Below are 23,630 nucleotides of genomic sequence, written 5' to 3'. Positions count from 1 at the left end.
GCCGCGTCAGCGGCGGGCGAGCCGCGCGAGGAGCGCCTGCGCCGGGACGCACACGGCACCCATCGCCTGCACGTCGTCGGACACCGCACGATCGCTCGTCACGACGACGACCGGACGGCCCGCGGGCTCGGCGGCGACCAGGCGCCGGATGAGGTCGTCGGCGATCTCTCCCGACGAGAACAGCACGCGCACGCCGCGCGGGGCGTGCACGGGGCGGACGGCGGTGTCCGCCCCGTCGAAGCAGACCGTGACCTCGGTTCCCCCGGCCGCTACGCGCAGGAGCCCGCTGAGGAGCCGGTCGCGCTGCTCGGCGAGCGTGAGCTCCCCGAAGCCGGTCTTGGTCACGTTGTAGCCGTCGACGACGAGGTGGGTGCGCGGGACCGACAGGAGGTCGCCGAGCAGCGCGGGGTCGTCCGCCGCGCGCCCGCGCGACCCGGGCCTCGGCCGTAGGGTCGCGTCCGGCAGGGCAGCGGCGACGTCGTCGGCCGGGGTCGTCGTGGCAGGCCCCAGCGCGAGCTCGCGCCGGAGCCCGGCCGCCGCGTCGACCACCGTGTCGAGCAGGAGCCGCGCGCGTGCCGTCGCGACGTCGGCCGCCGACGTCCGCGCCCGACGCGCCTCGTCCCTCTCCGCACGCGCCCGGGCGAGCTCGACCCCCGCGGCGCGACGCTCCTCGCGCGCGTCGCGCAGCGCCCCCTCCGCCTCCGCGCGCTCGGCCGCCGCCGTCTCGCGGGCCGCCCGGGCCTCCGCCCGCGCGCGGTCGGCGTCCGCCCGCAGCCGCCGCTCGGCGCGCCGCGCGCCCGCGAGCTCCGCCGTCGCCGAGTCAGCGCGTGCCACGGCGTCGCGCGTCTGCGCCCGCAGCTCCTCGACCTGCGCGGCCAACCGGTCGCGGTCGCGGCGCAACCGGGCGACCTCGCTGCGCTCCGAGCGCTCGGTCCGCAGCGTCGTGTCGAGCGCGCGGGCGCTCTCGACGGTCGCCTCCCAGCCGTCCGGGCGCAGCAGGAAGGCTCCGGCGGCACGCTCGCGGACGAGGGCGGGCGAGGTGGCCTCCGCGTCGGCCCGTGCCGCGACGACGTCGTCGCCCGCCGCCGCCGCGCGAGCCTCGGGCGGTCCCTGGTCGTCGAGGACCGGCACCTCCGGCGGTGCGCCCGTCCCGCTCCCGTGCTCGCGCGACCAGGCGGCGGCGACCGCGTGCCGGAACCCGGCGTCGTCGACCAGGGCGCGCCACAACGGCGCCGCCCCGGCCGACGCGCGCCGGCGCGGGGCGAAGGCCTTGACCCGCTGCAGGGCCACGGGGACGAGGACCGGGTCGAGCGTGCCGAGCACGTCCGCGGCGGCCTCGACGAGCAGCGCGCGCACCGCCGGCGGGACGCCGCCGTCAGGTCCCTCCTCGTCCGACCTCTCGGCCACCATCCCCGCCTCCTGCATGTCTGCCGTCGGAGCACCGTCGGACATTTCGTCCCCGATCGTCCCGATTCCCGAGCACCACCCTATGCCGTGCCGAGGGCGTCGCCGCGGGACACGACGAACGGTGTCGGTGGCCGTCGCTAACCTCGCCGCCATGTCGTCCGGACCCCTCCTCACCTCCTCCCGCGAGGGGTCCGTGCCGCGGGGCGTGCCCGTCCAGCCCACGCTCGACGACCTGGGGACGCCCCTGCGCGACGTGACGTTCGTCGTCGTCGACCTGGAGACCACGGGCGGGTCGCCCGCGGGCGCCGGCATCACGGAGATCGGCGCCGTGAAGGTGCGCGGCGGCGAGGTGCTCGGCGAGTTCCAGACGCTCGTCGACCCCGGCGTGCCCGTCCCCGCCTTCGTCGCCCGGCTCACGGGGATCACCTCGTCCATGGTCGCGACGGCGCCGCGCATCGAGGCCGTGCTGCCGAGCTTCCTGGAGTTCGCCCGCGACGCCGTGCTCGTCGCGCACAACGCCCCGTTCGACATCTCGTTCCTCAAGGCCGCGTGCCGGGCCGCGGAGTACGAGTGGCCCGGGAACCAGGTGCTCGACACCGTCCCGCTCGCGCGCCGCGTCGTGACGCGCGACGAGGCCCCCAACCACAAGCTCGCGACCCTCGCCGCCCTGTTCCGGGCCACGGTGACGCCCGAGCACCGCGCGCTCGCCGACGCGCGCGCCACGGTGGACGTCCTGCACGCGCTCCTGGCGCGGCTCGGGCCGCTGGGCGTCACCCACCTCGAGGACCTGGCGGGCGCGACGGACCCCGTCCCCCAGGACGTCCGGCGCAAGCGGCACCTCGCGGACGGACTCCCGGACGCGCCGGGCGTCTACCTCTTCCGCGGGCCCGGGGACGAGGTCCTCTACGTCGGCACGTCGACGTCGATCCGGCGCCGCGTCCGGTCCTACTTCACCCGCTCGGAGAAGCGCAGCCGCATCACCGAGATGGTGCGCGTCGCGCACGCCGTCACCCCGGTCGTGTGCGCGACGCCGCTCGAGGCGCAGGTGCGCGAGCTGCGCCTCATCGCGGAGCACGCGCCACGCTACAACCGGCGGTCGCGCCACCCCGAGCGCATGACCTGGGTCCGGCTCACGGACGAGACGTACCCGCGCCTGTCCGTCGTGCGCGACGTGCGGGCCCCGGCCGCCCACATCGGGCCGTTCGCGTCCAAGCACCAGGCCCAGGCCGCCGTCGACGCCCTCCACGACGCGTTCCCGCTGCGCCAGTGCACGCGCCGGCTCCCCGTCGTCGCCTCGCCGGGGGCCACGGCGTGCGTCCTCGCCGAGATGGGACGGTGCTCGGCCCCGTGCACGACCGCCGAGCGCGACACCGGCTACGCGGCCGTCGCCGACGGCGTGCGGGAGGCGTTCGAGTCGGACCCGTCCCACGTCGTCGCGGAGCTCGGGCGCCGGATCGTCGCGCTCTCGCGCGACGAACGGTTCGAGCAGGCAGGAGAGCTCACGCACCGGCTGCGAGCCTTCCTCACGGGCGCCGCGCGAGCCCAGCGGCTCGCCCCGCTCGCGGCGTGCGCCGAGCTCGTCGCCGCCCGCGCGACAGACGCGGGCGGGTGGGAGATCGTCGTGGTGCGGCACGCGCGCCTGGCCGCGACCGGGGTGAGCGAGCCCGGCGTCGACCCGTGGCCGCTCGTCGACGCCCTCGTCGCGACGGCGGAGACCGTCGCGCCGCCCGTGCCGCCCGCCCCGGCGAGCCACCCCCACGAGGCCGAGATCCTGCTGTCCTGGCTCCAGGAGCCGGGTGTGCGGATCGTCGACGTCACCGGCCCGTGGGCGTGCCCGGTCCGGTCCGCGGGGTCGCACGTGGACCTCGCCGCCACGGCGCGCGACGTCGCGCGCCACGCCGACCCGGGCGACCGCCCCGACCTGTCGCACGCGGTGCCCGGCGTGACCGTAGAGTGGTCGCCAGTCGACGACCCGACCCCGGAGGAACCATGCTGACCGCCATCGTCCTGATCGACACCGAGCCCGACCGCATCCCCGAGGTCGCGTCCGAGGTCGCGGACCTCCGCGGCGTCAGCGAGGTCTACTCGGTCACGGGCAAGGCGGACCTGGTCGCGATGGTGCGCGTCCAGGAGCACGACCAGCTCGCCGACGTCATCGCGGACCGCATCAGCAAGGTCCCCGGGGTCGTGCGCACGGAGACGTTCATCGCGTTCCGCGCCTACTCGAACGTCGACCTCGAGCAGGCGTTCGCGCTCGGCCTCGACGACTGACGGGCCGCCCGGCACCGCCGGCCGGCCCGCCGTCGCGGGGTCAGTCCCGCGCCGCCGCCTCGGCCCAGCGCGCGAGGACCTCACGGGCCGCGCCCGTGTCCACGCTGCGCGCCGCGATCTCGTAGGCGGCGCGGAGCCGCTCGGCGAGCGTCCCCTCCGCGGTCCCGGGCAGCGTGCCGTCCGCGACGAGCCCGGCGGCCGCGTTGAGCAGCACCGTCTCGCGCACCGGCCCGGCCTCGCCCGCCAGGAAGCGACGCGCGACGTCGGCGTTGTGCGCCGCCTCGCCACCGCGCAGCTCGGCGATCGTCACCGGCGCGAGGCCCAGGTCCGCGACCGGGTCGAGCCGCTGCTCGGTCACGACGCCGTCGCGCACCTCCCAGACCGTCGCCCCGCCCGTCGCCGCGAGCTCGTCGAGCCCGTCGTCGCCGCGGAACACGAGCGCCGAGGTCCCGCGCCCCGCCAGCACCCCGGCGATGAGCGGCGCCATGCGCGCGTCCGCGACACCGATGGCGGCCGCACGCGGCTGCGCGGGGTTCGTGAGCGGGCCGAGGACGTTGAACGCCGTCGGGATGCCGAGCTCCTTGCGCGCGACGCCCGCGTGGCGCATGGACGGGTGGAAGACCATCGCGAAGCAGAACGTGATGCCCGCCTCCTGCACGATGCGGGCCACGCGCTCGGGGCCGTGGTCGAGCCGGATGCCCAGCTCCTCGAGCACGTCCGCCGCGCCCGACGACGAGGTCGCGGCACGGTTGCCGTGCTTGACGACCCGCACGCCCGCGCCCGCGATGACGAGCGAGGCCATGGTCGAGATGTTGACCGTGTGCGCGCGGTCGCCGCCCGTGCCGACGATGTCGACCGCCGGACCGTCCACGGAGAACCGGCTCGCGTGGGCCAGCATCGCGTCCGCGAGGCCCGTCAGCTCGGCGACGGTCTCACCCTTCGCGCGCAGCGCCACGAGGAAGCTCGCGAGCCGCACGGGCGACACCTCGCCCGACATCACCTGGTCCATCGCCCAGCCGGTCGAGTCGGCGTCGAGGTCGTGCCCCGCGACGAGCTCGGTCAGCAGGCCGGGCCACGTGAGCCCCGTGCCCGTCGAGTCGCTCGTGGTCGAGGCGGCGGGGTGCGGGGTGGCGGTCACGGGTGGCCCTTCGGCTGGACGGTCTCCTGTCGGCTACCGCGTGCCGGCGGCACGCAGCAGGTCGGCGACGGCGCGCTGGAGGGCGACCGCGTCGAACGGCCGGGGCACCGCGTCGTCGGCGAGCGACCACGATGCTAGCCAACCGTCCTGCGGCCTGCCGGTGAGGACCAGGACGGGCGGGCAGCGGTAGACCTCGTTCTTGAGCTGGCGGCACAGACCCATGCCGCCGGCCTTGTCGGCCTCCCCGTCGAGGACGAGCAGGTCCCAGCCGCCCGCGTCCGCCGCGGTCACGACGGTCGTCGGCGTCGCGACCTCGAGCCACTCGATGTCCGGCTGACCCGCACCCAGCCGCCGACCGACGGCGAGACGCACCTGCTCGCGCACCGTCACGTCGTCGCTGTAGAGGAGGATGCGCGGCGCGCGCGGGGTCACGCTCGTGTCCCCGTGCGTCGTCGTCACGGTCGTCGTCATCGTCGTCACCGTCGCCTTCGTGGTTTCCCTCAGGGTGGTCCGGGAGGGGCGCGCCACGGCACCGCGGCGCGCACGTCCCGACTGGCATCTTGGCACGTCGGAGCGGATCGCAGCACCCCCTCGCGCGGTACCCGCGCCGACCGGCGCGGGACCCGGGACCAAGGGCCCTGGCCGCCCTCGGGCGCATGCCAGTTTCATGGCACTTAGCAGCGATCCGTCACCAAGTGCAGGTCTCCGTGGGAAGATCTGGAGACATTGTGAGATTCACCGCCTCCGGGCGGCCGTCTGCGTGCCGCGAAGCGGCCGTTCGTCGGCCATAATGGCTCCTGTGTCGACCGCAACGGCTGCCCCCCACGCCCATCAGCACGTGAGCGTCAACCGACCGAACCCCGTCTCGGTCGGGACGATCGTGTGGCTGGCCAGCGAGCTCATGTTCTTCGCCGGCCTCTTCGCTATGTACTTCACGGTCCGCGCCGTGATGCCCGCCGACGAGTGGGCCCTGCAAGCGGACAAGCTCAACCTGACCTTCGCGGCGATCAACACGACCGTCCTGGTGCTGTCGTCGGTGACGTGCCAGATGGGCGTGTGGGCCGCCGAGCGCTTCCAGCCCGTGCGCACCGGCTCGATCTTCCAGGTGAACCGCTGGGGGATGAACGAGTGGATGACGCTCACGTTCCTCATGGGCGCGTTCTTCATCGGTGGTCAGATCTTCGAGTACGCCGAGCTCGTCGAGCACGGCGTCTCGATCTCCTCGACGCCCTACGGGTCCGTCTTCTACATCACGACCGGCTTCCACGGCCTCCACGTCGTCGGCGGCCTGATCGCCTTCCTGTTCCTTCTCGGCCGCTCGTTCTCGGCCAAGAACTTCGGGCACCACGAGGCCACGACGGCCATCGTGACGTCCTACTACTGGCACTTCGTCGACGTCGTGTGGATCGCGCTGTTCTTCGTGATCTACATCTTGCGCTGACGACACGCCCGGGGTCCGCCCCGGCCCGCCCACCCGCCCCCTGCTCCCCCACCTGCGAGACGAGGATCATTTCGTGAAGGCACTCGCCGCCCGCAGACACCACCGCCTCGCGCCGGTCGTGCTGCTGCTGCTGGCGCTGCTGGTCACCGGTGGCGTCTACGCCGCCTTTGCACCGACTCCGGCCAACGCCGAGACCGCCAGCACCGAGGACATCGAGACCGGCCAGAAGCTGTTCCAGGCCAACTGCGCCACGTGCCACGGCCCGAACGCCGAGGGCTCGGACACGGCTCCGTCGCTCGTCGGCGTCGGCGCCGCGTCGGTCGACTTCCAGGTGTCCACCGGCCGCATGCCCATGCAGATGGACGGTCCGCAGGCCATCCAGAAGCCTCGCCAGTTCGACGAGGAGCAGACGGCGCAGCTCGCCGCCTACGTCGCCTCGCTCGGCGCCGGCCCGGCGATCCCGACGGACGAGCAGGTCGACGCCTCGCTCGGCGACGTCGCGAACGGCGCCGCGATCTTCCGCACCAACTGCGCGATGTGCCACAACGCCGTCGGCGCCGGCGGCGCCCTCTCCGAGGGCAAGTTCGCGCCCCCGCTGTGGGAGACGTCGGAGCGCAACATCTACCAGGCGATGCTCACCGGCCCGCAGTCGATGCCGGTCTTCAACGACGCGACCGTCACGCCCGAGGAGAAGCGCGACGTCATCGCGTTCCTCGAGTCCCAGCGCGAGGGCTCGGCCGGTGGCCTGTCGCTCGGCTCGCTCGGCCCCGTCAGCGAGGGTCTGTGGGCCTGGATCGTCGGAATGGGCCTCCTCATCGGGGCCGCAGTGTGGATCGGAGCGAAGTCCTCGTGAGCGACTACCAGAGCCCCCGGTCGCCCGAGTCCTCGCACCGCGAGGTCGGGCACCGCGAGGAGCACGGCACCCTCGAGACGTTCCCGGACCCGGGTCTGCCGGAGCACAAGAGCCGCATGGCCGACCGCGACCCGAAGGCGTCCAAGCGCGGCGAGCGCCAGGTCGCGACGCTCTTCGGCCTCTCGGTGATCGGCACGATCGCCGCGCTCGTCGTGTACTTCGTCATCCCGCCGGACGGGACCACGGCCGGCGTGCGCCTGTCGACGCTCTCGCTCGGCGTGGCCATCGCCTTCGCGCTGCTCGGCATCGGCCTGGGTGCCGTGCACTGGGCGAAGGTGCTCATGTCCGACCACGAGAAGGTCGACGAGCGCCACCCGATCGCGAGCGACGCGGAGACCCGCGCCGGTGCGATCGCCGAGCTCGAGGCCGGCGCCAAGGACTCGGGCATCGCCCGTCGCGGCGTCCTCAAGGGCGCGGTGATCTCCGCGCTCGCGCTGTTCCCGCTCACCATCGCCGTCCCGCTCGTCGGGAGCGTCGGCGGCGACTGGAACGTCTCCAAGTTCAAGCACACGCTCTGGAAGCCCGGGACGCGCCTCGCGATCGACCCCTCGGGTCGGCCCATCAAGGCGGCGGACGTGACGATCGGCTCGGTCGTGCACATCATCCCCGAGGCCTCCCAGGAGGAGATGCAGTCCCACGAGTGGATCACGGAAAAGGCCAAGGCCGTCGTCCTGCTGGTCCGTCTCGACCCGCGCGACATCGTGTCCGAGCAGTCCCCTCCCGGAGAGAGCTGGTCGTACGACGGCATCGTCGCGTTCTCCAAGATCTGCACGCACGTCGGCTGCCCCGTGGCGCTCTACGAGCAGCAGACGCACCACCTGCTGTGCCCGTGCCACCAGTCGACGTTCGACGTGGCCGACAGCGCGAAGGTGGTCTTCGGGCCCGCGAAGCGGCCCCTGCCGCAGCTGCCGATCACCGTTGATGACGAGGGCTACCTGGTCGCCCAGAGCGACTTCCACGAGCCCATCGGCCCGAGCTTCTGGGAGCGTCTGAAGTGACCACCAGCACCGGAACCGCCGCACCCAAGGCGGCCGCACCGAAGGCAGCCGCGCCGACGACCCCCGCCGGCAAGGCCGCCGACTACCTGGACCAGCGCACCGGCATCGGCGTCGCCGTCAAGGAGTTCGCGCGCAAGGTCTTCCCCGACCACTGGTCGTTCCTCCTCGGCGAGATCGCGCTGTACTCGTTCGTCGTCCTGATCCTCACGGGCATCTTCCTCACCATGTTCTTCGTGCCGAGCATGTCGCTCGTCACGTACCACGGCGAGCCCGCGTCGATGAACGGCGTGCTCATGTCGGACGCGTTCGCGTCGACGCTGCACATGTCGTTCGAGGTCCGTGGCGGCCTGCTCATGCGGCAGATCCACCACTGGGCCGCGCTGATCTTCCTCGCCGCGATCGTCACGCACATGATGCGCGTGTTCTTCACCGGCGCCTTCCGCAAGCCGCGCGAGGTCAACTGGCTCGTGGGCATGCTGCTCATGATCATGGGTCTCGCCGCCGGGTTCTCGGGCTACTCCCTCCCCGACGACGTCCTGTCCGGCAACGGCCTGCGCATCACCGACGGTGTCGTGAAGTCGATCCCGCTCATCGGGTCGTACCTCTCGTACTTCATCTTCGGCGGCGAGTTCCCGGGCGAGCACATCATCCCGAGGCTCTTCACGGTGCACATCCTGCTGGTGCCGGGCCTGATCCTCGCGCTCGTCGCGCTCCACCTCTTCTTCGTCGTGCTGCACAAGCACACGCAGTACCCCGGTGGCGGCCGCACGGACACGAACGTGGTCGGCTACCCGCTGTTCCCGGTGTACGTGGCCAAGGCCGGCGGCTTCTTCTTCGTCGTGTTCGGCATCCTCGCCCTCATGGGCGGCACGATGGCGATCAACAACGTGTGGAACTACGGTCCGTTCGACCCGTCACCGGTGTCCGCGGGAGCCCAGCCCGACTGGTACATGCTGTTCCTCGAGGGCTCGCTACGACTCATGCCCGGCCAGGCGGAGTTCGTGACGTGGGGCGACTACACCGTGCCCCTCAACGTCCTGATCCCGGCCGTGGTAGTCCCGGGCCTGCTGTTCACGTTCCTGTTCGTCTACCCGTTCCTCGAGGCCGCGGTGACGAAGGACAAGCGTGAGCACCACGTCCTCGACCGTCCGCGCAACGTCCCGGTCCGCACCGGTCTGGGCGTCGCCTTCCTCACGGCGTTCATCATCCTGGCGCTCGCCGGGTCGAACGACCTCATCGCCACGCACTTCCACATGTCGATCAACACGATCACGTGGGCGTTCCGGATCCTCTTCTTCGTCGGCCCGTGGTTCGCGTTCTGGATCACCAAGCGCATCTGCCTCGGCCTGCAGCGCAAGGACCGCGAGCTCGTGCTCCACGGTCACGAGACGGGCCGGATCGTGCGGTTCGCGCACGGCGAGTACATCGAGGTCCACCGCCCGCTCGACGAGCAGGAGCGCTGGCTCCGGGTCAACTACCAGGCCCACGAGCCGCTCGAGATCGAGCCGGCGACGGACTCCCGCGGGGTGCGCCGCAAGGGCTACAAGAAGGACAAGCGCCTCCAGCGCCTGTCGCGGTTCTTCTACGAGGACCGGATCGAGCCCGTGACGCCCGCCGAGCTCGCGGCCGCGCACTCGCACGGTGAGCACGACGCGCTCGAGGGCGAGAGCCACGAGCAGATCGAAGCCGGTGCCGCCACCGTCGGTGGTGGGCGCGACTTCGTGGAGCCGGAGAAGGGCGCCGACGAGCGTCGACCCTGAGGTTCCTGCACAGTAGGACGATGACCCGCGACCAGTCCCCTCATCGAGGTGGACAGGTCGCGGGTCGTCGTCGTCTCGGCACCCGGGCGCGGACGCCCGCGTCCGCCTGAGAGTGCCGAGACACCGCCAGTTCACCGCACAGCGGCCGCTGGACCCCTTCCGGCGGCCCCGGTACCAGGAGGTCCTCCGGATGCCCGTCTACACCCTGCCCGAGCTGTCCTACGACTACGGTGCGCTCGAGCCGCACATCTCCGGGCGGATCATGGAGCTGCACCACTCCAAGCACCACCAGGCCTACGTCACCGGCGCGAACACCGCCCTGGAGAAGCTCGCCGAGGCCCGCGAGACCGGCGACTTCGCCGCGATCAACCTCCACGAGAAGAACCTCGCGTTCAACCTCGGCGGCCACGTCAACCACTCCGCCTTCTGGACCAACCTCTCCCCCGAGGGCGGCGGCGAGCCCACCGGCGAGATCGGCGCCGCGATCGACGAGCACTTCGGCTCCTTCGACGCCTTCAAGAAGCAGTTCGCCGCCGTCGCCGCCGGCGTCCAGGGCTCGGGCTGGGCCATCCTCGCCTGGGACTCCATCGGCTCCAAGCTCGTCACCGTCCAGCTCTACGACCAGCAGGGCAACCTCACCCTCGGCCTCACGCCGATCGTGCTGCTCGACGTCTGGGAGCACGCCTACTACCTCGACTACCAGAACGTGCGCGCCGACTACGTCACCGCCTGGTGGAACCTCGTCAACTGGTCCGACGCCGAGGCCCGCCTCCAGCGCGCCAAGACCCAGACCGCCGGGCTCATCGTCCCCGCCTGACGACACCCACCCGGGGCCTAGGCCCCGGGGGCGAGCACGACCCTGCCCGCCCGCGAACACGACATGAGGGCCGTTATCCGGTGGATAACGACCCTCATGTCGTGTTCGGCAGCCTGACGGCGGCGGCGTCGGGCTCAGTCCGGGGTCACGCAGAGGTGTCGTCCGACGTTGTCCGGAAGGTCGACGAACGACGAACGGCCCGGTCCCTGTGGGGACCGGGCCGTTCGGACGTCCCGAGGGGACGTGGAGTCGATCAGTGGGCGTGCTGGCCGCGAGAGAACTCGAAGACCCAGCCGACGAGGGCGACGGCGCTGAGCGCGAACCCGACGTAGACGAGCCACCAGCCGACGGCGAGGCCGAGGAAGACGATCGCGGCCGAGCCGGCGATCGCGAGCGGCCACCAGCTCCACGGGGCGTAGACGCCCTGGTCGCCGGCACCCTGCTCGATGAGGCCCTCGGGGTCATCCTCGGGCCGGGCGTCGATGCGCTTCGCGGTCAGCGCCAGGTAGGCACCGATCATCCCGGCCAGGCCGGCAGTGAGCAGCAGCGCGGCGCTGCCGACGGGCTCCCAGTGGCTCCAGAAGCCGTAGACGAGCCCCACCACCGCGAAGAACGGCGCCAGCAGGATGAACAGCTTGTACTCGACCTTCACTTCCCGGCCTCCTCGTCGGTCGTGCCAGTGCGCGGTTCGTCGACGATCGTGGTCGTCGTGGAGTCGCTCGCGGTCTCCGCACCGCTCAGGCGGTCGAGCGCGACGCTCTTCTCACCGCGGCGGTCCGCCTCGCCGTAGACCTGCTCGAGGACGTTCGGGTTCGGCTCCGCGTGGTCCATCGCCGCGACCTCGGGGTGGTGCAGGTCGAACGCGGGCGACTCGGAGCGGATGCGCGGTAGCGACGTGAAGTTGTGGCGCGGGGGCGGGCAGGACGTCGCCCACTCGAGCGAGCGGCCGTAGCCCCACGGGTCGTCGACCTCGACCTTGGGCGCGTTGCGCCAGGTCGTGTAGACGTTCCAGAGGAACGGCAGCGTCGACGCGGCGAGGATGAACGCACCGACCGTCGAGACCTGGTTCTCCCACGTGAAGCCGTCCGACGGCGCGTAGTCCGCGTAGCGGCGCGGCATGCCCTCGACGCCCAGCCAGTGCTGGATGAGGAACGTCATGTGGAAGCCGATGAACAGCAGCCAGAAGTGCAGCTTGCCGAGGCGCTCGTTGAGCATCCGGCCGGTGAACTTGGGCCACCAGAAGTAGAAGCCCGCGAACATCGCGAACACCACGGTGCCGAACACGACGTAGTGGAAGTGCGCCACCACGAAGTAGGAGTCGGAGATGTGGAAGTCCATGGCCGGGCTCGACAGGATGACGCCCGTCAGACCGCCGAAGAGGAAGGTCACGAGGAAGCCGATCGACCAGAGCATCGGTGTCTCGAACGTGAGCTTGCCTCGCCACAGCGTGCCGATCCAGTTGAAGAACTTCACGCCGGTCGGGACGGCGATGAGCATCGTCATGAACGCGAAGAACGGCAGCAGGACCGCGCCGGTCACGTACATGTGGTGGGCCCACACCGTGACGGACAGCGCCGCGATGGCGATCGTCGCGTAGACGAGGCCCTTGTAGCCGAAGATCGGCTTGCGGGCGAAGACCGGGAAGATCTCGGACACGATGCCGAAGAACGGCAGCGCGATGATGTACACCTCAGGGTGCCCGAAGAACCAGAACAGGTGCTGCCAGAGGATCGCTCCCCCGTTCTCGGGGTTGAAGATCTGGGCACCGAGGCGCCGGTCGGCGCCGAGCGCGAAGAGCGCGGCGGCCAGCGGCGGGAACGCCATGAGCACGAGGAGGCTCGTGATGAGCGTGTTCCACGTGAAGATCGGCATGCGGAACATCGTCATGCCGGGCGCGCGCATGGTGATGATCGTGGTGATGAAGTTGACGGCACCGAGGATGGTGCCGAAGCCGGCGAGCGCGAGGCCGAACACCCACAGGTCTCCCCCGAGACCCGGACTGAACGTCGTGTTCGACAGCGGCGCGTAGGCGAACCACCCGAACGAGGCCGCGCCCTGCGGCGTGAAGAAGCCGGCCGAGGCGATGAGCCCGCCGAAGAGGTAGAGCCAGTACGCGAACATGTTCAGTCGCGGGAACGCGACGTCCGGCGCACCGATCTGCAGCGGCATGATGACGTTGGCGAACCCGGCGAACAGCGGGGTCGCGAACAGCAGCAGCATGATCGTGCCGTGCATCGTGAAGAGCTGGTTGTACTGCTCCTTGCTCTGCACGAGCTGGATCCCGGGCTCGAAGAGCTCCGCGCGGATCACGAGGGCCATGAGGCCGCCGATGCAGAAGAAGATGAACGACGTGATCAGGTACATGTACCCGATCGTCTTGTGGTCGGTGGACGTGACCCACTTGATCACGGTCCGACCGAGGGTCTGGCGCCGAGGGGCGAGACCGGGGATGACTTCGGCCTGCGCGACCATCAGTGCTCACCCTCCGTGCTAGCGGGGACGGGGTTCGGGTCCTGGAGGCGGCTGAATCCCTCGACCGGGATCTGGCCCTCCTGCCCCTTCTCGCGGAGCGCCTCCATCTGCGCGTCGAACTCGGCGCGGTCGACGATCTCGACGTTGAAGAGCATCCCCGAGTGGTGCTCGCCGCAGAGCTCGGCGCACTTGCCGGCGTAGACGCCCTCGCGCTGCGGGGTGACCACGAACTCGTTGGTGCGGTGCGGGATCATGTCGAGCTTGTAGAGGAACGCGGGGATCCAGAACGAGTGGATCACGTCGCGCGAGTCCAGGACGAAGCGGACGCTCTCCCCCGCCGGCAGGTACAGCGTCGGCAGGGCCTCCGACGTGCCGGGCGCGCCGTCGATCTCCGCGTCCACCGTCATGGTGCCGCCGACGTCGGCGAGGTGCTGGCCGGTCTCGTAGACGTCCTCGTCCACGTAGTTGAAGTCCCAGCTCCACTGCTTGCCGATGACCTGGACGGTCATGTCCGTCTCGACGTCCTTGTCCACGATCGCGGTCATGTCGCGGTCCGTGTAGAAGAACAGGACGAGCACCATGATGATCGGCACGGCCGTGTACATGATCTCGAGCGGCAGGTGGTACCGCGTCTGGACCGGGAGCCGGTGGTCGTCCTTGCGCTTGCGGTAGGCCGCGACGCACCACAGCATGAGGCCCCACGTGATGACGCCGACGATGAGGGCGGCGATCCACGAGCCGGTCCACAGCGACGTGATCCGGGCGGTCTGGTTGGTCACCTCCCCGTCCTCGTAACCGGGCAGGAACCCGCGCTGGACCGTGTCGCTGGCGCAGCCGGACGCCACCGCAGCGACGGCGACGGCGAGGGCCGTCGCCCGCAGGATGGTGCGCCGTGTGCGGCTAGGGGGTTGCGAGTGCAAGGGGGGCCTTTCACGTCACGTCCTGCCCGAACCCGTCTTTACGAGCCCAGCACAGGACCTTCGTCCTCGACACACGAAGCCTAGCGCGGGATTCCGCCCTTCGTGGCCCGGAACGCGCGACGGGCGGGCGAGATGCGGCACACGTCGTCGCCGGTCAGGGTGGGTTCACCACACCCGCGCCGGGTCTGTCAGATCCTTGCCACACCGACGCTCCGCCCGGCAGGGCGGTACCGTGCCGGTGGAGCGTCCGGGCTCGCACCGACGCCCCGTCGCGGTCCGCGCGAGCGCAACGATCCGACGCCCCGCGGGAGGCCCGCGACGCGCCACCCTGGCGCGGTCGACCGGATCCCCGGCCCGCGCCGCGCCATCGCGGCCCGACCGCCAGCGCCCTGGAGACCATGTGACACACACCACCCCCGCCCGGCGGGCCCGGCTCGACAACGGCGGGCGCGCGCCCTGGCACCCGCTCGCGCGCGAGGCCTTCGACCGTGCGCTCGACGACGGCTGGGCCGACCCCCGCCGCCTGCACGCGGAGGGTCGTCGTGCCGCCGCGCTGCTCGACGGCGCGCGCGAGGCGGTCGGTGCCGCGCTCGGCGCTCGGACGGAGGAGGTGCACTTCACGCACACCCACACGGCGTCGCTGCACGCCGCCGTCGCCGCGCTGGCCGGGGCACGCGCACGCACCGGCCGACGGGTCGTCGTCGGCGCCGTCGAGCGTGCCGCCGTGCTGCACGCGGCCGAGCACGGCGGGCTCGAGCGCGAGGTCGTCGGGGTGGACCGCACCGGCCGGGTCGACGCGGCCGCGATGTCCGACGCCGTCGCGCGCCCGGGCGTCGCGCTCGCCGCGCTCCAGCTCGCCAACGGCGAGGTCGGCACGCGCCAGCCCGTCGGGGCGGTGCACGACGCCGCGCGCGCGGCCGGGGTCCCGCTCCTCGTCGACGCGGGGGCGAGCGTCGGTCACGACGAGGTCCCCGCGTCGTGGGACGCGCTCGCCGCCGACCCGGCCGACTGGGGTGGGGGTCCCGGGGTCGGGGTGCTCGCGGTCCGCTCCCGCGTCCGACGGCGCAGCCCCTCCCCGGAGGACCCCGACCCGTGGGCCCCCGGCGGGGTGTCCGTGCCCGCGGCGTTCGCGGCCGCCGTCGCGCTCCAGGCGGTGCTGGCGGACCGGGAGGCCGAGGACGCGCGCCGCCGCGCGCTCGTCGACCGGGTCCGCGCGCGCGTCGCCGAGATCCCCGACGTCGAGGTGGTCGGCGACGCCGCCGACCGCCTGCCGCACGTGGCGACGTTCTCGTTCCTCTACGTGGACGGCGAGGCGCTGCTCACCGACCTCGACCGCGAGGGCGTCGCCGTCGGGTCGGGGTCCGCGTGCACGTCGAGCACGCTCGAGCCGTCGCACGTCCTCGCCGCGATGGGCGTGCTCACGCACGGGAACGTGCGCATCGCGCTCGACCGGTCGACGACCGAGGCAGACGTCGACCGGCTGCTCGACGCGCTGCCCGGGGCCGTCGCGCGCGTGCGCGCGACGCTGGGGGTGCAGGGCCTGTGACGGGCGACGCTCCCGACGTGGTCGACGCGCGCGGGCTGCGCTGCCCGCTGCCGGTGATCCGGCTCGCCGCGGCGGCGCGCGACCGGCACGCGGGCACGCGCCTCACGGTGTGGTCGACCGATCCCGCCGCGCGCCTCGACGTCCCGGCCTGGGCTCGGATGCGCGGGCACACGCTCGTCGGCGAGGAGGCGCTCCCTCACGCGCGCGACGACCACGACGAGGACGACGCCTGGGCGATCACGGTCGAGCTCGGCGCCTGACGTGTCGTCGGGCTCGCGGCCGGGACGACGCGAGCCCGGCCACCCGCGGTGCGGGTGGCCGGGCTCGTGCGGTCCAGGACGGCGTGCGCGGGGCACGCCGCGCGGTCAGCTGAAGGAGCCGCCGCAGGCGCAGGCGCTGCCCGCGTTGGGGTTGTCGATCGTGAAGCCCTGCTTCTCGATCGTGTCCGCGAAGTCGATCGTCGCGCCCTCGAGGTACGGGACGCTCATCTTGTCGACCACGACCTCGACGCCGTCGTAGTCGCGCAGCGCGTCGCCGTCGAGCACGCGCTCGTCGAAGTAGAGCTGGTAGATCAGGCCGGAGCAGCCGCCGGGCTGCACCGCGACACGCAGGCGCAGGTCGTCGCGACCCTCCTGCTCGAGGAGGGTGCGGACCTTGTCCGCGGCCCCGTCGGTCAGGTTGACGCCGTGCGTGGCAATGTCGGTGGTCTCGCTCATCTCGTCTCCGCGCTGTCGGGGGCAGTGCTGCCCCGGTGGTGGCCGGCTTCTACGGACCTCTCGAGAGAGATCCCGTCAGGTCCTCAACACCACTCGTGCCGGTCGTGTTCCCGAGTCTACGACCACCCGGCGGCGTACGGTCGAACGGAGCCCGCGCCGCACCGGTGGCGCGGCCCGCCGACGGGAGACGCATGGACCAGTCGTTGCACTTCGTGACGGTCGCGACGCGCGACCTGGATGCCGCGCGGGCCTTCTACGGCGCGCTCGGCTGGACCGCGCAGCTCGACGTGCCCGGCGAGATCGTCTTCTATCGCTCGGCGGCGGGCCAGCTCCTCGGCTTCTTCGAGGCGTCGGCCTTCGCGCGCGACGCCGGCACCCCGGACGCTACCCCGGCCACGACGGGCCTCACGCTGTCGCACAACGTGGGGTCCCGGTCCGCGGTCGTCGAGCTCGTGCAGGCGATGGTCGCCGCGGGCGGGACCGTCCGCAAGGAGCCGCAGGAGGGCGAGTTCGGCGGGGTCTTCCACGCTCACGTCGCCGACCCCAACGGCCTGGTGTGGGAGGTCGCGCACAACCCGGCCTGGTCCGTCCGCGCGGACGGGAGCGTCGACCTCGGCTGAGGAGCCGCTGGCGTCAGCGGTGCGACCAGGTGCGCGCGACGCGCTCCACGAGGGCGCGCGCGTCACCGTCGCCCCACGCGTACGCGCCGCTGAGCCCCGCGGCGGCCTGCTCGCGGCGCCCGGCGACGACCGCGCGCGCCACCACGACGACGGGGAGCGCGTGCTGGGCCGCGCGGGAGGCGACCTCGTGCACCGTCCCGTCCCCCAGCTCGTGGGCCCCGAGCTCGTCCGCGAGCACGACGACGACGTCCGCGCCCGCGAGGCGCGCGTCGAGCCCCAGGTCGTCGGCGACGACGCGCCGCCCGGGCACGAGCCGCCCGCCCAGGGCCGCGACCGCGTAGGCGAGCCCGCCGCCGCTCCCCGCCCCCGGCAGACCCACCAGGCGACGGCCCGCCGTCGACGCGGCGAGGAGGTCGCGACCCGCGAGCGCGCGGCCGGCTCCCCCGGCCTCCGCCGCATGGTCGACGGCGGACGCCACGCCGTGCGCGACCGCGCCGAGCGCGCGCTCCAGGTGCTGGGCCACCACGGGGTCCACGCCTCGGGCGTCGAGCGCCGCGCTCGCCCCGTGCAGGCCGAGCAGCGGGACGTCGGACGCGACGGCCGCCACGAGGTCGGCGCCGCCGAGCGCGGCCCGCGCGGCGCGCACGACGTCGGTCGGGACGACGGTCCGCGGGTCGCGGGCGAGCGACGGCGCCCCCGCGAGCGCCAGCAGCGCCCCGAGCCCGGCGTCGTGGCTCGTGCTCCCGCCGGTGGCGAGGACGACCCGCCCGGGCTCCCCGTCGGGTCCGCGCGCGGCGTCGGCCGCGAGCGCCAGGAGGTGCCCGACGGCGGTCGAGGACCGGGCGGGCACGGTCGCCGCTCCCGCGTCTCCCTCGAGCACCTCGCCGGGGCCCGTGGCGGGCACCTGGGAGGCGTCGACGTAGACGGTCCGGCGCGTGCCCGTGCCGTCCCCGCTCGGCGTCCGACGGCGGACCGCGACCGGGACGTCGTCCCCGTCCGGCCCCGGGACCGCTCCGGCGAGGACCTCGGGCGCGACGGGCGCGACCGCCTCGAGGAACGCGGGCCCGGACGCGGCGAGCGCCACCGTCTCGACCTGGGCGTGCGGCGCCCACCGACCGGCGACGTCGTCGAGCGTCGGCCCGGCGGGACCGGGTGGCGACGGGGCGTCCGCGGCCGGCCAGGCGCCGTCGGGCGCGGGGGGGACGGCGGACCCGGTGAGCAGCACGCGCATGCCCGGATTGTGCCAGGGCGGGCGCCCGTCCGGCCCCCGCGGGACGCCCGCTCGGCCGCGGCGGCGCTGTGCGACGATGGTGCCGTGAGCACTGGTAGCACCTTGCTGTCGTCCGTGGACGAGCCGAACACCTCGCGCCAGGGCGGGTTCGCCGAACCCAGCCCTTCCGCCCTGCTCCTGCTGGGGCAGGGCCGTGACCTCGCGTCCGAGCGCGGGGTCGAGTGCGTGGGCGAGCTGCCCGCGCCGAGCGACCCGGACCTCGTGGAGCGCGCCCGGGTCGCGCGTGCCGCGCTGGGCGAGCGGGCGTTCGTGCTCGGTCACCACTACCAGCGCGACGAGGTCATCGACTTCGCCGACGTGACGGGCGACTCGTTCAAGCTCGCGCGCGAGGCCGCGGCGCGGCCCGAGGCGGAGTTCATCCTCTTCTGCGGCGTGCACTTCATGGCGGAGAGCGCGGACATCCTCACGTCCGACGCGCAGCAGGTCGTGCTGCCGGACCTCGCGGCCGGCTGCTCGATGGCGGACATGGCGGCGATCGACCAGGTCGAGGACGCGTGGGACGTGCTCGAGGAGGTCGGCATCGCCGACTCGACGATCCCCGTGACGTACATGAACTCCTCGGCCGCGATCAAGGCGTTCACGGGTCGGCACGGCGGCACGGTGTGCACGTCGTCGAACGCGGAGGTCGCGCTCCGCTGGGCGTTCGACCAGGTGGGCGGGGTGGACGGCACGGGCAAGGTGCTGTTCCTGCCCGACCAGCACCTGGGCCGCAACACGGCCGTGCTCAAGCTCGCGATGTCGCTCGACGACTGCGTCGTGTTCGACCCGCGCAAGCCGAACGGCGGCCTCACGGACGCCGAGCTGCGCGACGCGCGGATGATCCTGTGGCGCGGGCACTGCTCGGTGCACGGGCGGTTCTCCGCGAAGAACGTGAGCGACATGCGCGCCGCGGTCCCGGACGTCAACGTGCTGGTGCACCCCGAGTGCAAGCACGAGGTCGTCACGGCGGCGGACTTCGTCGGGTCGACGGAGTACATCATCAAGATGCTCGACGCCGCGGAGCCGGGCTCGTCGTGGGCGATCGGGACCGAGCTCAACCTGGTGCGCCGCGTCGCGCGCGCCCACCCGGACAAGCAGGTGCACTACCTCGACTCGACGGTGTGCTTCTGCTCGACGATGAACCGGATCGACCTGCCGCACCTCGTGTGGGCGATGGAGTCGCTCGTCGCGGGGCGCGTGGTGAACCGGATCGTCGTGGACGCCGACGACGCGCACTGGGCGCGCGTCGCGCTCGACCAGATGCTCGCCCTGCCGGGCATCTAGCGCCGGACGGGGGCGAGGTCCCTCGAGCAGCCGGGGGCACGCGGAGGTAGGCATGAGCACCGGGAACGGCATGAACGTCGGCATCTTCGTGTTCGACGAGGCGGAGGAGCTCGACGTCGCCGGGCCGTTCGAGGTGCTGTCCGCGTGGGCCGAGCACTCGGCGCTCAAGCCGCACGTGTCCACGTTCTCGTGGGACGGCGGCGGCGTGCGGCTCGCCAAGGGCCTGCGGCTGCTCCCCGACCGCTCAGCGGACGACGTCGGGCCCCTGCACCTGCTCGTCTACCCCGGCGGCTGGGGGACGCGCTCGCTCCTCGCGGACCGCGTGCACCTCGAGTGGCTGCGCGCGATGCGCGCCCAGACCCCGGTCATCGCGAGCGTGTGCACGGGCTCGCTCGTGCTCGCCGCGGCGGGGCTGCTCGCGGGGCGGCCCGCGACGACCCACTGGGAGCACTACGACGAGCTCGCCGAGATCGACCCGAGCATCGTGGTCGACACCGAGGCGCGGTTCGTGGACGACGGCGACGTCGTCACGTCCGCCGGCGTGTCCGCGGGGATCGACATGGCGCTGCACCTGGTCGCGCGCCTGGAGAGCGACGACGTCGCGCGCGCCGTGCGCCGCGGCATCCAGTACGACCCCGACCCGCCGGTCTGAGGCGCGCGTCGTCGCGACGCCCGCGGGATCAGGCTCCGGCGACCTCGGTCCGGCTCGCCGGGTGCGTGTAGCGGCCCGAGCGGTGCGCCCAGACGTCGAAGACGACGGTGCAGAACGGCGGGATCGTCGCGGCCAGGGCGAGGAACGTCGTCCAGAGCGACCAGCGGACGCGCACGGCGACGAGCAGGGCGAGCGCCACGTAGACGAGCACGAGGGCGCCGTGGACCGGGCCGAAGATCTCCACGCCGCGCTCCGTGGTCCCCGCGACCCACTTGAGGTACATCCCGACGAGCAGCCCGGCCCAGGAGAACGCCTCGGCGATCGCGACCGCGCGGAAGGCGCGGACCTGCCACGGGTGCGCCGGCGCGGGCGACCCGGTGTCGGCGGTGGCGGTGGGGCGAGGGGCGGGGCTCGTCGTCGTCACGGCGCGCATCCTCGCACACGCAGATGACAGGGCCGCCCGGGACTCCTGCGGCGGAGGTACCTGATACCGCTGGTGCGAGGTAGTAGCCTGCCCGGGTGACCCGCCAGATCCAGCTCCTCGTCGCCAGCACGCTGCCCCGCAAGGCCGTGCCGGGCCGCGGCGTCCTCGAGCCGTCCGTCACCCGCATGCGTGTGCACCCGGGCGACCTCGACTTCTACCTGCACGTCAACAACGGTGTCTACCTGCAGATGATGGACGTCGCGCGCAGCAACTTCATCGCCGACCTCGGCGGGTTCCCCCTGCTCAAGGACAAGGGCTGGTACCCCGTCGTCGCCGCGTCGACCATGAAGTACCGCCGCTCGCTCCAGCTGTGGGACCGCTTCGAGATCGCGACGCGCGTCCTGGGCTGGGACGAGCGCGTCGTCTACCTGGAGCAGGTGTTCTCGCGCGGCGGCGACCTGTGCGCGCGCGGCCTCGTCGCGGGCAGGTTCCTCGCGCGCGGGTCCGGCGACCGGATCGCCGCGCCCGACGTCGTCGGGCTCCTGGGCGGCGACGTCGTCTCTCCCGAGCTCCCGGACGACGTCGCCCGGTGGTCCCGGGCGGTCGACGTCGCGCACCGCGGCTGACCACCCGGCACCCTGGTCCCGCGCGGGGGTCGGGTGCTTCGATGGCTCGGTGACCGACCGAGCACCTGACCCCGATCCGCACCCGGACCGCCCCGCCACCGACCCGTTCGACGCGACCATGGTCCCGGCCCTGCCCTGCCGGGACATCGACGAGCTGCGCGACTTCTGGACCGCGCTCGGCTTCGACGTGACCTACCGCCAGCTCCGGCCCAACCCGTACCTCGCGGTGCGCCGCGGCGGCGTGGACATCCACTACTTCGGGCTCGACGGGATCGAGCCGCAGGACAGCTACAGCACGTGCATCGTCGTCGTGGAGGACACGGCGCCGGTCTTCGAGGCGTTCGCCGCGGGGCTGCGCGCGCGCTACGGGCGGCTGCCGCTCACGGGCTTCCCGCGGATCACCCGCCCACGGCGGCGCGCGAACGCGGGCGGCACGACGGGCTTCAGCCTCGTGGACCCCGCCGGCAACTGGGTCCGCGTGATGCGCCGCTCCCCCGCCGCGGCGGCGCCGACCACGGACGCGGCCGGGGCGTCCGCCGTCGACGCCTACGCCGCCCGCCCCGCGGGGCGGCTCGCGCGGGCGCTGGACGACGCCGTCGTGCAGGCCGACTCGCACGGCGACCCCGTCCAGGCGCGCAAGATCCTCGCGGGCGCGCTGCGGCGCGCCGGGGACGACGCCGACGCCGCCGACCGCGTGCGCGCGCTCACCTACCTGGCCGAGCTCGCCGTCCGCGCGGGCGACCCCGACGCGGCCCGCACGCACCTCGACGACCTCGACGCGCTGGTGGGCGCCCTCGCCCCGGCGGTGCGCGACGCCGTCGGGACGACCCTCGCCGAGGCCGCCGACCTGCGGGCGGCGCTCCCCGGCTGACCGGGCGAGCGCCGCCGCGCGCGGACCGCGCGGTCCCGGGTCAGGCGGCCGCGCCGCCGAGCCGGGCGAGCAGGAGCGCCTCGGCGAGCACGACCTTCTCGAGCTCGCCGAGGTGCACCGACTCGTTGGCGCCGTGCGCGCGCGAGTCCGGGTCCTCGACGCCCGTCACGAGGATCGCCGCGTCGGGGAAGACCTCGAGCAGGTCGGCGATGAACGGGATCGACCCGCCCACGCCGATGTCGACCGGGTCGGTGCCCCACGACGTCGCGAACGCCCACCGCGCCGCCCGCATCGCGTCGGAGTCGCCGGGGGCGAGGAACGGCTTGCCCTGCTCGCCGTCGCGCACGGTGACCCGGGCGCCGAGGGGCGCGTTCGTCTCGAGGTGCGTGCGGAGCGCGGCCATCGCGGCGGCCGGGTCCTGCCCCGGTGCGAGCCGCACCGAGAGCTTCGCGGTCGCGCGGGGCGTCAGGGTGTTGGACGCGTGCGCGACGCTCGGCGCGTCGAGACCGATGACGGCGATCGCGGGCTTGGTCCAGAGCCGCCCGGCGATGCTGCCCTCCCCCGCGAGGACCGTGCCGTCGAGGAGCGACGAGTCGGCGCGGAAGTCGGCCTCGGCGTAGTCGACCGTCGGCTCGGCCGCCGTGACCAGCCCGGGCACGGCGACGTTGCCCGCGTCGTCGTGCAGCGTCGCGACGAGCCGCGCGAGCAGCGTCACGGCGTCGAGCACGGGACCGCCGAACATGCCCGAGTGCACCGCGTGGTCGAGCACGGCGACCTCGACCTCGCAGTCGACGAGGCCGCGCAGCGACGTCGTGAGCGCCGGCACACCGATCTTCCAGTTCGACGAGTCCGCGACGACGATGACGTCCGCCGCGAGCAGGTCGCGGTACTGCGTGAGGAAGGGCAGGAACGTCGGCGAGCCGACCTCCTCCTCGCCCTCGACGAACACCGTCACGCCCACCGGCAGCTCGCCCAGCTCGGCGAACGCCCGGAGCGCGCCGAGGTGCGCCACGACGCCCGCCTTGTCGTCCGCCGCGCCGCGTCCGTACAGGCGCCCGTCGCGCTCGGTCGGCTCGAACGGGTCGGACTCCCACGCGGCGGCGTCGCCCGGGGGCTGCACGTCGTGGTGCGCGTACAGGAGGACGGTCGGGGCGCCGTCGGGCGCAGGACGGCGCGCGACGACGGCGGGCGCACCCTCCGTACCGTCGGCGGCCCGGGCGCGCAGCACCTGGACCTCGGGCAGGCCGGCGTCGCGCAGGAGCGCTGCGACGGCGTCGGCGCTCGCCGCGACGTGCGCCTGGTCGAACGCGGCGTTCGACACGCTCGGCACGCGCACCAGGGACTCGAGGTCCGCACGCAGGGCGGGGAACAGGCGCGCGACGGTCTCGCGGAGCGTGGTCGCGAGATCGGGGCCGGGCGCGGTACCGGGCGTCGTGCCCGGCGCGGTGCCGGGCACAGGGACGGTGGGTTCGGGTGAGTTCGTC

Annotated in this window: 24 protein-coding genes; 14 read left to right on the top strand and 10 right to left on the bottom strand. The window is 73.4% G+C overall.

Annotation, left to right across the window (positions count from 1 at the left end):
- Nucleotides 1–6 precede the first annotated feature (6 nt).
- A complete protein-coding gene (locus tag ACZ402_RS07085; protein ID WP_375824852.1) occupies nt 7–1,410 on the bottom strand; it encodes an NYN domain-containing protein in 1,404 nt (467 codons plus the stop codon).
- A gap of 148 nt (nt 1,411–1,558) precedes the next feature.
- Between ACZ402_RS07085 and ACZ402_RS07080 the strand changes: the two genes are divergently transcribed.
- Together ACZ402_RS07080 and ACZ402_RS07075 are read left to right on the top strand one after the other, a co-directional pair.
- Nucleotides 1,559–3,403 (top strand): DEDD exonuclease domain-containing protein, encoded by a 1,845-nt coding sequence (locus tag ACZ402_RS07080; protein ID WP_375824851.1) that lies wholly within the window; start codon nt 1,559–1,561, stop codon nt 3,401–3,403.
- On the top strand, nt 3,397–3,678 hold the full coding sequence (locus tag ACZ402_RS07075) for an Lrp/AsnC family transcriptional regulator (protein WP_087472312.1): 282 nt from the start codon (nt 3,397–3,399) through the stop codon (nt 3,676–3,678). Before ACZ402_RS07080 ends, ACZ402_RS07075 begins: the two co-directional genes overlap by 7 nt.
- Nucleotides 3,679–3,718: 40 nt before the next feature.
- Here the strand turns inward: ACZ402_RS07075 and trpD are convergent, their stop codons facing one another.
- Both trpD and ACZ402_RS07065 read right to left on the bottom strand, forming a co-directional pair.
- Nucleotides 3,719–4,816 carry an anthranilate phosphoribosyltransferase gene (gene trpD / locus ACZ402_RS07070; RefSeq protein WP_375824850.1) on the bottom strand — a complete coding sequence of 366 codons (1,098 nt, stop codon included), beginning with the start codon at nt 4,814–4,816 and terminating at the stop codon, nt 3,719–3,721.
- A 33-nt stretch (nt 4,817–4,849) separates the two neighbouring features.
- The gene (locus ACZ402_RS07065) at nt 4,850–5,287 is read right to left on the bottom strand and encodes a response regulator (protein WP_375824849.1); all 438 of its coding nucleotides are present in this window, start codon (nt 5,285–5,287) and stop codon (nt 4,850–4,852) included.
- A gap of 319 nt (nt 5,288–5,606) precedes the next feature.
- Between ACZ402_RS07065 and ctaE the strand changes: the two genes are divergently transcribed.
- From ctaE to ACZ402_RS07040, 5 genes are all read left to right on the top strand, one after another.
- Nucleotides 5,607–6,257: an aa3-type cytochrome oxidase subunit III gene (ctaE, locus tag ACZ402_RS07060; protein ID WP_087472315.1), complete on the top strand. Its 651-nt coding sequence runs from the start codon at nt 5,607–5,609 to the stop codon at nt 6,255–6,257.
- Between the two features lie 73 nt (nt 6,258–6,330).
- Nucleotides 6,331–7,110, top strand: coding sequence for a cytochrome bc1 complex diheme cytochrome c subunit (qcrC, locus tag ACZ402_RS07055; protein WP_375824848.1), 780 nt, complete (start codon nt 6,331–6,333; stop codon nt 7,108–7,110).
- Nucleotides 7,107–8,168: a cytochrome bc1 complex Rieske iron-sulfur subunit gene (qcrA, locus tag ACZ402_RS07050; RefSeq protein WP_375824847.1), complete on the top strand. Its 1,062-nt coding sequence runs from the start codon at nt 7,107–7,109 to the stop codon at nt 8,166–8,168. Before qcrC ends, qcrA begins: the two co-directional genes overlap by 4 nt.
- On the top strand, nt 8,165–9,928 hold the full coding sequence (gene qcrB / locus ACZ402_RS07045; protein ID WP_375824846.1) for a cytochrome bc1 complex cytochrome b subunit: 1,764 nt from the start codon (nt 8,165–8,167) through the stop codon (nt 9,926–9,928). Before qcrA ends, qcrB begins: the two co-directional genes overlap by 4 nt.
- Before the next feature lie 190 nt (nt 9,929–10,118).
- Nucleotides 10,119–10,745, top strand: coding sequence for a superoxide dismutase (locus ACZ402_RS07040; RefSeq protein WP_053369073.1), 627 nt, complete (start codon nt 10,119–10,121; stop codon nt 10,743–10,745).
- A 253-nt stretch (nt 10,746–10,998) separates the two neighbouring features.
- Here ACZ402_RS07040 and ACZ402_RS07035 read toward each other — a convergent pair whose 3' ends face one another.
- The 3 genes from ACZ402_RS07035 to ctaC are packed head-to-tail and all read right to left on the bottom strand — an operon-like array spanning nt 10,999 to nt 14,137.
- A complete protein-coding gene (locus ACZ402_RS07035) occupies nt 10,999–11,397 on the bottom strand; it encodes a cytochrome c oxidase subunit 4 (RefSeq protein WP_375824845.1) in 399 nt (132 codons plus the stop codon).
- Entirely contained in the window at nt 11,394–13,217 is a 1,824-nt protein-coding gene (gene ctaD, locus ACZ402_RS07030; protein WP_375824844.1) for an aa3-type cytochrome oxidase subunit I, read from the bottom strand. Before ctaD ends, ACZ402_RS07035 begins: the two co-directional genes overlap by 4 nt.
- Entirely contained in the window at nt 13,217–14,137 is a 921-nt protein-coding gene (ctaC, locus tag ACZ402_RS07025) for an aa3-type cytochrome oxidase subunit II (protein ID WP_375824843.1), read from the bottom strand. Before ctaC ends, ctaD begins: the two co-directional genes overlap by 1 nt.
- A gap of 400 nt (nt 14,138–14,537) precedes the next feature.
- On the opposite strand from ctaC, the gene ACZ402_RS07020 reads away from it, so the two are divergent.
- Together ACZ402_RS07020 and ACZ402_RS07015 are read left to right on the top strand one after the other, a co-directional pair.
- Nucleotides 14,538–15,683 carry a cysteine desulfurase family protein gene (locus tag ACZ402_RS07020; RefSeq protein WP_375824842.1) on the top strand — a complete coding sequence of 382 codons (1,146 nt, stop codon included), beginning with the start codon at nt 14,538–14,540 and terminating at the stop codon, nt 15,681–15,683.
- A gap of 17 nt (nt 15,684–15,700) precedes the next feature.
- Nucleotides 15,701–15,943, top strand: coding sequence for a sulfurtransferase TusA family protein (locus tag ACZ402_RS07015; protein ID WP_375824841.1), 243 nt, complete (start codon nt 15,701–15,703; stop codon nt 15,941–15,943).
- A 105-nt stretch (nt 15,944–16,048) separates the two neighbouring features.
- Here ACZ402_RS07015 and erpA read toward each other — a convergent pair whose 3' ends face one another.
- On the bottom strand, nt 16,049–16,399 hold the full coding sequence (gene erpA, locus ACZ402_RS07010) for an iron-sulfur cluster insertion protein ErpA (RefSeq protein ID WP_047234275.1): 351 nt from the start codon (nt 16,397–16,399) through the stop codon (nt 16,049–16,051).
- Nucleotides 16,400–16,590: 191 nt separating this feature from the next.
- Here erpA and ACZ402_RS07005 point away from each other — a divergent pair, with 191 nt between their 5' ends.
- Nucleotides 16,591–17,019: a VOC family protein gene (locus tag ACZ402_RS07005; protein WP_375824840.1), complete on the top strand. Its 429-nt coding sequence runs from the start codon at nt 16,591–16,593 to the stop codon at nt 17,017–17,019.
- Between the two features lie 13 nt (nt 17,020–17,032).
- On the opposite strand, the gene ACZ402_RS07000 is transcribed toward ACZ402_RS07005, so the two are convergent.
- The gene (locus tag ACZ402_RS07000; protein ID WP_375824839.1) at nt 17,033–18,250 is read right to left on the bottom strand and encodes a glycerate kinase; all 1,218 of its coding nucleotides are present in this window, start codon (nt 18,248–18,250) and stop codon (nt 17,033–17,035) included.
- A gap of 114 nt (nt 18,251–18,364) precedes the next feature.
- Here ACZ402_RS07000 and nadA point away from each other — a divergent pair, with 114 nt between their 5' ends.
- Both nadA and ACZ402_RS06990 read left to right on the top strand, forming a co-directional pair.
- On the top strand, nt 18,365–19,573 hold the full coding sequence (gene nadA, locus ACZ402_RS06995; RefSeq protein ID WP_375824956.1) for a quinolinate synthase NadA: 1,209 nt from the start codon (nt 18,365–18,367) through the stop codon (nt 19,571–19,573).
- A 52-nt stretch (nt 19,574–19,625) separates the two neighbouring features.
- Nucleotides 19,626–20,225: a DJ-1/PfpI family protein gene (locus ACZ402_RS06990; RefSeq protein ID WP_064316583.1), complete on the top strand. Its 600-nt coding sequence runs from the start codon at nt 19,626–19,628 to the stop codon at nt 20,223–20,225.
- Between the two features lie 28 nt (nt 20,226–20,253).
- Here the strand turns inward: ACZ402_RS06990 and ACZ402_RS06985 are convergent, their stop codons facing one another.
- Nucleotides 20,254–20,649, bottom strand: coding sequence for a DUF3817 domain-containing protein (locus tag ACZ402_RS06985; protein ID WP_375824838.1), 396 nt, complete (start codon nt 20,647–20,649; stop codon nt 20,254–20,256).
- A gap of 95 nt (nt 20,650–20,744) precedes the next feature.
- On the opposite strand from ACZ402_RS06985, the gene ACZ402_RS06980 reads away from it, so the two are divergent.
- Nucleotides 20,745–21,275 carry an acyl-CoA thioesterase gene (locus tag ACZ402_RS06980; protein ID WP_375824837.1) on the top strand — a complete coding sequence of 177 codons (531 nt, stop codon included), beginning with the start codon at nt 20,745–20,747 and terminating at the stop codon, nt 21,273–21,275.
- Nucleotides 21,276–21,324: 49 nt separating this feature from the next.
- Entirely contained in the window at nt 21,325–22,146 is an 822-nt protein-coding gene (locus ACZ402_RS06975; RefSeq protein WP_375824836.1) for a VOC family protein, read from the top strand.
- A 40-nt stretch (nt 22,147–22,186) separates the two neighbouring features.
- On the opposite strand, the gene ACZ402_RS06970 is transcribed toward ACZ402_RS06975, so the two are convergent.
- Nucleotides 22,187–23,602 carry a dipeptidase gene (locus tag ACZ402_RS06970; RefSeq protein WP_375824955.1) on the bottom strand — a complete coding sequence of 472 codons (1,416 nt, stop codon included), beginning with the start codon at nt 23,600–23,602 and terminating at the stop codon, nt 22,187–22,189.
- Nucleotides 23,603–23,630: the final 28 nt, after the last annotated feature.

Source organism: Cellulosimicrobium sp. NPDC030954, assembly GCF_055571305.1.
This window is presented reverse-complemented; position numbering and strand designations above follow the sequence as displayed.

What these genes read in the sequence shown, in the direction of transcription:
- ACZ402_RS07085 (WP_375824852.1), bottom strand. Translation starts at nt 1,410, where the DNA reads ATGGTGGCCGAGAGGTCGGACGAGGAGGGACCTGACGGCGGCGTCCCG.
- ACZ402_RS07080 (WP_375824851.1), top strand. Translation starts at nt 1,559, where the DNA reads ATGTCGTCCGGACCCCTCCTCACCTCCTCCCGCGAGGGGTCCGTGCCG.
- ACZ402_RS07075 (WP_087472312.1), top strand. Translation starts at nt 3,397, where the DNA reads ATGCTGACCGCCATCGTCCTGATCGACACCGAGCCCGACCGCATCCCC.
- ACZ402_RS07065 (WP_375824849.1), bottom strand. Translation starts at nt 5,287, where the DNA reads ATGACGACGACCGTGACGACGACGCACGGGGACACGAGCGTGACCCCG.
- ctaE (WP_087472315.1), top strand. Translation starts at nt 5,607, where the DNA reads ATGGCTCCTGTGTCGACCGCAACGGCTGCCCCCCACGCCCATCAGCAC.
- ACZ402_RS07040 (WP_053369073.1), top strand. Translation starts at nt 10,119, where the DNA reads ATGCCCGTCTACACCCTGCCCGAGCTGTCCTACGACTACGGTGCGCTC.
- ctaD (WP_375824844.1), bottom strand. Translation starts at nt 13,217, where the DNA reads ATGGTCGCGCAGGCCGAAGTCATCCCCGGTCTCGCCCCTCGGCGCCAG.
- erpA (WP_047234275.1), bottom strand. Translation starts at nt 16,399, where the DNA reads ATGAGCGAGACCACCGACATTGCCACGCACGGCGTCAACCTGACCGAC.
- ACZ402_RS07005 (WP_375824840.1), top strand. Translation starts at nt 16,591, where the DNA reads ATGGACCAGTCGTTGCACTTCGTGACGGTCGCGACGCGCGACCTGGAT.
- ACZ402_RS07000 (WP_375824839.1), bottom strand. Translation starts at nt 18,250, where the DNA reads ATGCGCGTGCTGCTCACCGGGTCCGCCGTCCCCCCCGCGCCCGACGGC.
- ACZ402_RS06990 (WP_064316583.1), top strand. Translation starts at nt 19,626, where the DNA reads ATGAGCACCGGGAACGGCATGAACGTCGGCATCTTCGTGTTCGACGAG.